The 7,597-nt window shown below is 78.6% G+C and carries 8 protein-coding genes; 4 read left to right on the forward strand and 4 right to left on the reverse strand.

Annotation, left to right across the window (positions count from 1 at the left end; genetic code table 11):
* Nucleotides 1–19: 19 nt before the first annotated feature.
* From ACFU5J_RS05275 to ACFU5J_RS05290, 4 genes are all read right to left on the reverse strand, one after another.
* Nucleotides 20–304: an SHOCT domain-containing protein gene (locus ACFU5J_RS05275; protein WP_430574564.1), complete on the reverse strand. Its 285-nt coding sequence runs from the start codon at nt 302–304 to the stop codon at nt 20–22.
* A 129-nt stretch (nt 305–433) separates the two neighbouring features.
* Nucleotides 434–1,099, reverse strand: coding sequence for a response regulator (locus ACFU5J_RS05280; RefSeq protein ID WP_430574565.1), 666 nt, complete (start codon nt 1,097–1,099; stop codon nt 434–436).
* Nucleotides 1,096–2,295, reverse strand: a complete 1,200-nt coding sequence (locus ACFU5J_RS05285; RefSeq protein ID WP_430574566.1) for a sensor histidine kinase — start codon at nt 2,293–2,295, stop codon at nt 1,096–1,098. The genes ACFU5J_RS05280 and ACFU5J_RS05285 overlap by 4 nt, the downstream gene beginning before the upstream one ends.
* Before the next feature lie 10 nt (nt 2,296–2,305).
* Nucleotides 2,306–3,349 carry a DMT family transporter gene (locus tag ACFU5J_RS05290; protein WP_430578051.1) on the reverse strand — a complete coding sequence of 348 codons (1,044 nt, stop codon included), beginning with the start codon at nt 3,347–3,349 and terminating at the stop codon, nt 2,306–2,308.
* A gap of 71 nt (nt 3,350–3,420) precedes the next feature.
* On the opposite strand from ACFU5J_RS05290, the gene ACFU5J_RS05295 reads away from it, so the two are divergent.
* The 4 genes from ACFU5J_RS05295 (at nt 3,421) to ACFU5J_RS05310 (ending at nt 7,479) form a co-directional block, all read left to right on the forward strand.
* Nucleotides 3,421–4,314, forward strand: coding sequence for a LysR family transcriptional regulator (locus ACFU5J_RS05295; RefSeq protein ID WP_430574568.1), 894 nt, complete (start codon nt 3,421–3,423; stop codon nt 4,312–4,314).
* A gap of 37 nt (nt 4,315–4,351) precedes the next feature.
* A complete protein-coding gene (locus ACFU5J_RS05300; RefSeq protein WP_430578052.1) occupies nt 4,352–5,458 on the forward strand; it encodes a DNA glycosylase AlkZ-like family protein in 1,107 nt (368 codons plus the stop codon).
* A 93-nt stretch (nt 5,459–5,551) separates the two neighbouring features.
* Nucleotides 5,552–6,919 carry an aminoglycoside phosphotransferase family protein gene (locus ACFU5J_RS05305; RefSeq protein WP_430578053.1) on the forward strand — a complete coding sequence of 456 codons (1,368 nt, stop codon included), beginning with the start codon at nt 5,552–5,554 and terminating at the stop codon, nt 6,917–6,919.
* 122 nt (nt 6,920–7,041) lie between these two features.
* Entirely contained in the window at nt 7,042–7,479 is a 438-nt protein-coding gene (locus tag ACFU5J_RS05310) for a hypothetical protein (RefSeq protein WP_430578054.1), read from the forward strand.
* Nucleotides 7,480–7,597 lie beyond the last annotated feature (118 nt).

Genomic DNA, 7,597 nt, shown 5'->3' on the forward strand with positions numbered 1-7,597 from the left:
TGCTCGACGGTGGTCCGGGTCAGCGGCGGTCCTCCTTGAGGACGGCCAGGCGCTGCCGGTACTCGGCCTCGTCGATCTCGCCGCGGGCGTACCGCTCGCCCAGGACGTCGACCCCGCCGGCGCCGCCGCGGGCCCACGGCGGGCCGTAGCGCCGCGCACGGCGGGCGATGAGGAACACGACGGAGGCGAACAGCAGGAACCACAGGATCGGGAAGACGATCCACCAGCCCGGCCCCCCGCCGGCGGCGTACGGGTGCGCGACGACGGCCGCGGGGACGGCGATCGCGGTGGCAGTGGTGAGCATCGTGGACTCCTCGTGACGGTGGGTCCGCCCTGTGCGGGCCCTCGAACACCACCGTCGCCCGGGGGGACGGGCCGCGTCGTCAGCCGGGCGTACCGACCCGGGTGGTCCCCGGGTGCCGCCCCGCCGGGCTCAGCCGGACCAGCCCGGCCGCACGACGCCGCCCTCGTACGCCGCCACGACGAGCTGCGCGCGGTCGCGGGCGCCCAGCTTCGCCATCACCCGCGAGACGTGCGTCTTGACGGTGGACTCCGACAGGTAGAGCGTGCGCGCGATCTCGTCGTTGGACAGCCCGCCGGCCACCTCGACGAGCACCTCGCGCTCGCGGGCGGTGAGGTCGCCGAGGCCGGGCGGGGGCGGTACGTCGCGGGTCGCGTCGGCCACGCGGGCCAGCAGGCGCCGGGTGACGCCGGGGGACAGGAGGGCGTCGCCCGCGGCGGCCACGCGCACGGCCCGCACCAGGTCCGCCGGCTCGGTGTCCTTGACGAGGAAGCCGCTCGCGCCGCCGCGGACGGCCTCGGCCACGTACTCGTCCAGCTCGAACGTGGTCACGACCACCACGTGCACGCCGCCCGTGCCCGGGTCGGCCACGATGCGGCGCGTGGCCTCCAGCCCGTCGGCGCCGGGCATCCGCACGTCCATGAGGACGACGTCCGGCAGCAGCTCCAGGGTGAGGCGCACCGCCTCGTCGCCGGTGGCGGCCTCGCCCACCACCGTCATGTCGTCCTCGGCGTCGAGCAGGGCGCGGAAGCCGCCGCGCACGAGCGCCTGGTCGTCGGCGAGCAGCACGCGGATCATGCGTCCTCCGTGGGGTTCTCGGGCAGCGGGATGGCGGCGTCGACGAGGAAGCCGGCGCCGACGGTCGCGGGCCGGGGCCCCGCGCGCAGGGTGCCGCCGGCGCCCTCGACCCGCTCGCGCATGCCGCGCAGCCCGTAGCCGTCGGGGCGCGGCCCCGATGGCGCGGCCGGGCCGCCGTCGTCCGACACCACGACCCGCAGGGTGCGCTCCGCGCGCTCGCCGCGGACGTCGACCCGCGCGACGACCGACCGGGCCCCCGGGGCGTGCCGGCCGACGTTCGTCAGGGCCTCCTGCACCACCCGGTACGCGACGCCGGCGAGGTGCGCCGGCACGGCGCCGTCGGCCAGGAGGCCCGGCTCGACGTCGAAGCGGACGTCGACGCCGCGGGCGCGCAGCGGCTCGGCCAGCCGGGGCAGGGCGGCGAGGTCCCAGGTAGGTGTACGGGGCTCGGGCGCGGCGTCGTCCTCGCCGCGCACGACGCCGAGCACGGCGCGCACCTCGTCGAGGGCGTCGCGGCTCGTGGCCTTGATCGACGCGAGCGCCGAGCGGGCCTGCTCGACGTCGCGGTCCAGCAGGTGCAGGCCCACGCCTGCCTGCACGTTGATCGCGGACAGGGAGTGGGCGAGGACGTCGTGCAGCTCGCGCGCGATCCGCAGCCGCTCGGTCGCGACGGCGGTGCGCTCCCGGTCGGCGCGGGCGGCGCGCAGCGCGGTGGCGCGGGCGAGCCGTTCGCGGACGCCGGTGGCGATCAGCAGCGCGACGGCGGTCCACGCCGCCCCGCCGAGGAGGGCGGCCGACCGGGGCGCGTCGTCGCGCAGGGCGGCGGCGCCCACGACGGTGCCCCACATCAGCAGCGCCCCCGACCAGGCGATCGCCCGCGCCCGGGCCGCGGGGCCGGTGAGCAGCACCATGACGAGCACGCCGACCGTGCCGCCGAACACCGGGCCCCACGCGTACCCCAGCACCAGGTACGCCCCGAGGGCGCCCACGGCCAGCAGCACGGCGAGCGCGGGGCGGCGGGGCAGGGTCAGCAGCACGAGGGGCCCGACGAGCGCGAGGGCCAGGCCCAGCGCGTCGACGCCGCGGGCGTCCGGCTGCCAGTGCGACGCACCCAGGGTCCCGACGGTCACGACGACGGCGAGCGCCAGCGCCAGGAACAGCCGGGGGCGCCAACGGTCGAGGGGGCCGCGCTCCATGCCGGGCACGCTACGCCGCGGCGGGGGGCGGCGCGTCCGACCGGGGTGCCGTGCGACGTCGTCCCCGGGGACCACGCCGCGTCGTCCTGGTGGTCGTGCTGGTGGTCGACGAGGCGGCCGCCGTCGCGCCGGCGGGTCGGTCGCGGGCGAGCAGGACGGCGCCCAGCACGAGGCCGATGCCGACCGCGGCCGCCGGCGTCACGTGCTCGCCGAGCACCGCGACGGCGAGCACCGTCGCCCCGACGGGCTCCAGCAGCGACAGCAGCGCCGCCGACGTCGCGCTGACCCCGCGCTGCAGGCCGGCGTAGAACGCGAGGTACCCGACCGCCGTCTGCACCAGCGCGAGGAACGCGAGCGTGACCCACGCGGTGGCGTCGAGCGAGCCGAGGGCGAGTCCCGCGGGGGCCGCGGGCACGAGCGACGCGAGCCCCGCCAGGGTGAATGCGGTGGCGACCAGGGGAGCGGGGGCGAGCCCGGGCAGGACGCGGCGGTTGACGACGGTCGTCGCGCCGAACGCGACCGCCGCGACCAGCGCGAGCGCGACGCCCCACACGGGATCGCCGCCGGCGTCGGCGGGCCGGCGCACGTCGCCGACGAGCGTGAGGCCGGCGACCGACGCCGCGAGCGCCACCAGCACCGGGAGGCGGGGGAGGCGCCGGGCCCGCAGGGTGCCGTGGGCGGCCACGACCAGCGGCGCGCCGCCGAGCGCGACCACGGTCGCGACGGCGACGCCGACCTGGACCACGGACTGGAAGTACGCCGCGCCGAAGACGGCGGTGAGGGCGGCGGTGAGCAGCACGTGCCGCGCGGAGGCGGCCGTCCGCGGGATGGCGCGCAGCTGCCCGGTGACGGCGGTGACGCCGAGCACGGCCAGCCCGCCCAGCAGGAGCCGCAGGGCCGACACCGCCGTCGGGGACATCGCGCTGTGGGCCGTGATCGTGGCGGCCGCGACGCCCCCGGTGCCCCAGAGGAGCGCGCCGGTCGCGACGAGGACGGCACCCCCGCCGAGGGCGGGCGCGGGACGGGCCTCGGCACCGGGTCTCGTCGTCGTCACCGGCCCATCGTCGGACGAGGGGATGCTTCAGATCAATCGAAGTTCTCCGCACTCGGGCTTAAGGTATTTCGATGCACCTCGACCCGCGCCGGCTGGCGATCCTCCTGGCCGTCCACCGCCACGGTGGCATCGTCGCCGCCGGCGAGGCGCTGGGGGTGTCCCCGTCGGCGGTCTCGCAGCAGGTCGCGCGTCTCGAGGCGGAGTCGGGGCAGCGACTCGTGGACCGGCAGCCGGCCGGCGCCGTGCTCACCCCGGCGGGCCGGCTGGTCGTCGAGGCCGCGGAACGCATCGAGGCCGAGCTCACCGACACGCGGCGGGCCCTCGCGGAGCTCGCGGGCGAGCCCAGCGGCACGGTCGCCGTCGGCGCCTCGCCGACGCTGATCAGCGGCCTGCTGGCGCCCCTCGCCGGGCGACTCGCCCGCACCTCGCCCGGGCTCGACGTCCACCTGCTGCAGGCGGAGGGCGAGGCGGCGCAGCGGGAGCTGCGCCGCGGCGGGCTCGACCTGATCCTCACCGAGACCGAGAGCGACATCGGGCGGTCCACGCCCGCCGGAGCGCGCGACGTCCCCGTGCTCGACGAGCCGTGGCTCGTGGTGCTCCCGTCGCACCACCCGGTCCCCGAGAGCCTGACCGACCTGCGGCACGCGACGTGGCTCGGCGCGGAGGCCGGCCACGCCGCCGACCGGGTCGTGCAGCGTGCCCACGCCGCGTCGGGGGCCACGGCCCCGCTCACGCACCGGTACGACGACTACACGGTGGCGCTCTCCCTCGTCGCGGCGGACCTCGGCGTCGCGGTCGTCCCGGCGCTCGCGGTGCCGGGCCTCCTGCCGGGCACGGTGCGGGTCGTCGCCCTGCCGGGGCTGGGGACGCGGCAGATCGTGGCCCGGCACCGGACGACCGGCGGCGCGCCGGGGCCCGCGACGCTCGCGGTGCTCGACCACCTGCTCGCCGCTGCCGCCGGCTGACCCGCGCGCTGTCGGCGCCCGCCGCTACGGTCGCGACATGACCGGCGACGCCGCCGCGCCGGTGGTGCGGCTGACCCGAGACCAGGCCCGGCGCATCGCCGTGCGGGCGCAGCTGCTCGACGCGCGCCGCCCGGACGACCTCGTGGCGACGGTCGAGCACCTCCTGGTGCTGCCCGTGGACCCCACCGCCGCCGTGGCGCCGGCGGTGGACCTCGTGCCCTGGTCCCGCCTCGGCCGCGCGACCTGGCCGGGCGCGGTGGAGGACGCGCTGGCCGACCGCATGCTGTTCCGCCTCGGGGGCACGGTGCGCTCCATGGAGGACCTGCCGCTGTACCTCGAGCAGATGTCCCGGTGGCCGTTCGGGGACTGGCGCGCGAGCTGGTTCCACGACAACGCACCGTTCCTCGACGACGTCCTCGCGCTGCTCCAGGACGCCGGCCCGCTCACCGCGCGCGACGTGCCGGACACCAGCGTGCGGCCGTGGCGCTCCAGCGGCTGGACGGGGCACCGCAACGTCACGCAGATGCTGGAGTTCGCGTGCCTGCACGGCGACGTCGCGATCGCCGGGCGGCGCGGGCGCGACCGGCTGTGGGACCTGGCCGAGCGGGTCTACCCCGACGTGCCTCCGCTGCCGCGGGCGGAGGCGGCGCGCGAGCGCGTCGCCCGGCTGGTGCGGGCGCGCGGGATCGTGCGCCCCCGCGTCCCGGGGCTGCCCGGGGACGAGGACTACCTCGACCTCGCCGGGACGCCCGTCACCGTGGAGGGCACCGAGCGGACCTGGCTCGCCGACCCGGAGGCGCTCGCGGCGGTCGACGAGCCGTTCGAGGGCCGCACCGCGGTGCTCTCGCCGTTCGACGCCCTCGTGCACGACCGCGCCCGGCTGCTCGAGATCTTCGACTTCGACTACGTCCTCGAGATGTACAAGCCGCGGGCGCAGCGGCGCTGGGGCTACTTCGCGCTCCCGGTGCTGCACGGGGACCGGTTCGTCGGCAAGGTCGACGCCACCGCCGACCGGAAGGCGGGCGTGCTGCGCGTGGACGCCGTCCACGAGGACCTGCCCTTCGAGCCGGACGTCGCCCAGGCCGTGCGGGGCGAGCTGGCGGACCTCGCCGGCTGGCTCGGGCTGGACGACGTGTCGCTGTAGTCCGGCCCGCCGCGGCCGGCTCCCCGCGGGCAGATGAGAGGCGTCTCATCCGCGTCTCACCCCGCGCTCGCCCCGGGACGGTCGGATGGCGGGGTGCCGACCTCCCCGCCGCTCGCCGCGCCGCCGACCAGAGCGCCCGCCACCGCGCCCGCCACCGTGCCCGCCACCGCGCCCGACGACCACCGCGCGTGGCTCGACCTGCTCGCCGGCGACGGCGCGGCCGGAGTGCTGGGCGCGGCGCTCGCGGCCGACGGGTCCGAGCTCGAGTCCTGGTCGGTGCGGCAGGTGCACGCCCGCCCGGGCGCCGAGGTGACGGTCGCCTACGAGGTCGTGGCCCGTCGCGCCGGTGCCGGCGGCACGCTCCGCGCGCGGGAGCACCTGTGCGCGTCGAGCGCGCCGGGGTCCGTGTTCCGTCGGGCTCGCGGCGCGGTCCGGGACGGGGACCCGCTCGGGCCGGGCGTCGTGCGGCTGGACGACGGCGGGCGGAGCCTGCACGTGTGGCGGCACCCGCACGACCCGGCGCTGCCCGGCCTGGCGGCGGGCAGCACCCCCGCGGGGGTGCGGGAACGGCTGCGGGCGGCGGGTGTGGACGCCGAGGTGCTCGCCCTGGAGACCGTCACGTACCGCCCGCTGCGCCGCGCGGTGCTCCGGGCGCGCACCACCGCCGGCACCGTGTACGTCAAGGTGGTGCGGCCCTCCCGCGCCGACGCCCTGGTGCGGCGGCACGTGCTCCTCGCCGGCGCGGACGGGGTCGTCGCCCCGCGGGTGCTCGGCGGGCCCGAGGCGCCGGGGGACGGCGTCGTGCTGCTGACGGAGGTGCCGGGCGCGTCGGTCGCCGACCTCCTCGCGCGGACCCCGGCGGCCGGCCGGGCCGACTGCCTCGACCCGGCGGAGGTCCTGCGCGTCGCGCGCGGGCTCCCCGCCGCCGGCGTGTCCCTGCCGCCACGCGCGCCGTGGGCGGACCGGCTCGACCACTACCTGGGCGCGCTGGCGGCGCTGCACGGGGCCGACCCCGGGCGCCTCGCGCGCCTGGGCGCCCGGATCGGCGCCGTCGTCGACGCCCGCGACCCCGGCCCCGTCGTCACGACGCACGGCGACCTCCACGCGGCGAACCTCCTGCTCGACCCGGCGTCGTCGGCCCCTGGCGCGGGGCGACCGGCGCGCGTCCGCGGCCTGCTCGACGCCGACACGCTCGGCCCGGGACACCTCGTCGACGACCTGGCGTGCGCCGTCGCGCACCTGGCCGTGCTGCCCGCGCTCGCGCCCGCCGCGTACGCCGGCACGGAGGGCCTGGTCGTGCGCTGCCTCGACGTCTTCGGTGGCGCGGCGGACCCGGCGCTCCTGCGCGCGCGGGCCGCCGCCGTCGTGGTCTCGCTGGCCGCGGGGGCCGACACGGCGGCGCGCGCCGCCGCCTTCCTCGCGGTGGCCGAGCGCCTCGCGGCGGACGCGGCGGCTTTCTGAGAGACCTCTCACCTGCGGCTCCCCGGCGTCTCACGGGGGCCGCGAAGGCTGGGAACCAGGCGGGCAGGACGCCCGGCCATCACGGGGGCACGACGCCGCCGACGACACGAAGGAGCAGCACCATGAAGGCACGCAGCGCATGGATCGTCACCGGGGCGCTCGGCGCGGTCGGCCTGGGCGCCGTCGCCGCCGCGGCGCACGGCACCGTCGACGACGCGCCGTCCGACGACGCCACCACCGCCACGGTGCGCGTCGCCGACGACCACGGGGGCGCGACGCCCGACCCGACGTCGAGCGCGAACGCGGCCACCCCGCCCGTCGAGTCGGCGGACCCGTCGCCGTCTGCGGTGCAGAACGCGTCGACCGTCACCACCGTGACCGCGCAGTCCGCGACGACGGCGCCGACGGCACAGTCCGCGAAGTCCGCGCCGTCTGCGCCGTCTGCGAAGTCGGCCCCGACGCCGCAGTCGCCCGCCAGCCCGAACACGCCGGCCAGCCCGGTCAGCCCGGTCACCCCGCAGTCGGCCCAGAGCGCCCCGACGGCCCCGTCCGCCGACTGACACCGTCCGCACTCGCCGAACAGGCGGTGGTGCACGTTCTGAGCGTTCAGAACGGGCCCACCCCCCGGTGGGGCCACGGGGCCGGGCCCCCCGGGCCCCCAAGCCCCCACCGGGTGAG

This window comes from Isoptericola sp. NPDC057559 (assembly GCF_042801555.1).
In the GTDB taxonomy this organism is placed as follows: domain Bacteria; phylum Actinomycetota; class Actinomycetes; order Actinomycetales; family Cellulomonadaceae; genus Isoptericola.